The organism is Neisseria sp. P0021.S007, assembly GCF_051956855.1.
Genome location: NZ_JBQCXA010000178.1, coordinates 1 through 995 on the forward strand (window position 1 = coordinate 1; position 995 = coordinate 995).

Below are 995 nucleotides of genomic sequence, written 5' to 3' on the forward strand. Positions count from 1 at the left end.
GTATAGCAAATCCATCGCGTCGATGACCAATGCCATATCGGTGGCGTTTTTGCCTTTGGTGTAGGCGAATTGTTGGACGGGGATGATGGCGTGGGGCAGGAGGGCGGCTTTCCATTTGGAAAGGCCGTGGCTCCAGTCGCCGTAGATGCGTTTGACGCTGGCGATGCCGTATTTGGCAACTTCTTCGAGCAGGCGGTCGATGATGTCGGCGGGGGCGTTGTCGGCGTCGATGAGGACGGCGAGTTTTTTGTTTGCCAATGTGGTCATGGGGGCTTCGTGGTGTTCATGTCAGTCGAGGTCGTCTGAAAACCGTTTCAGACGACCTCTGTATGGACAATTACGAATCGGATGAAAGATTGGAATGGTCGGAAGTATTGTCTTCCGGACGTTTGAATGCGGTTGATGAATCGATAAAATCAACCAGCCGGTTAATCAACAGAACGATACCCAAAATAACCAAAAGTGCGATTGGGGAAAAAATCCAAAGCAAACCGGTAGTGCCGATAAAAGACCAGCGCATGGACGCCCAAAATGCTTGCAGCGAGGATTTTTCCAAAGAGAGCAGTTTGGGGCGGGCTGCGGTAGCGATAATGGAAGCAATCAGCGAACCAACATAAAATACAGGCAACCCTAGCCACAAAAAAGCTGATCCGTGATGATCGTAATTGGGGGAGTAAGGGTCATTATGACTGTCAGCACTGTCTACCGCCATCATAAACAACAACCAAAGTATGGTTGTTATCCACACGCTGCCCGCCACAGTAGCGGGTCGCAAACGATGGGAAAGCAGGACATAAACCAGATTCGCCGAGCCAAGCATCAACATACCGGCAATCAATGTAATCCCGAAGCGTTCGGGGTCTGCCTGACTGAACCATATCGAAGTCGTGATGATAATAATGATACTGCCAGCCAATGAAAGGCCGGAAAATGTTCTTTCGCTGATACGGGGGAAATTCATCTTTACGTCTTTTCAAAACTGTTCTTCTGAATAT

2 protein-coding genes are annotated in these 995 nt (G+C 49.3%); both read right to left on the minus strand.

Features of this window, described 5'->3' with window-relative positions; genetic code table 11:
* The coding region (locus tag ACTHUR_RS12025) for an NYN domain-containing protein (RefSeq protein WP_440398722.1) at positions 1-267 on the minus strand (267 nt) is incomplete at its 3' end.
* Between the two features lie 70 nt (positions 268-337).
* Positions 338-961, minus strand: a complete 624-nt coding sequence (locus ACTHUR_RS12030; RefSeq protein ID WP_440398723.1) for a hypothetical protein — start codon at positions 959-961, stop codon at positions 338-340.
* Between the last annotated feature and the right edge of the window lie 34 nt (positions 962-995).

Bases quoted from the DNA above. Each gene is read 5' to 3' on its own strand.
- ACTHUR_RS12030 (WP_440398723.1), bottom strand. From the start codon at position 961: ATGAATTTCCCCCGTATCAGCGAAAGAACATTTTCCGGCCTTTCATTG.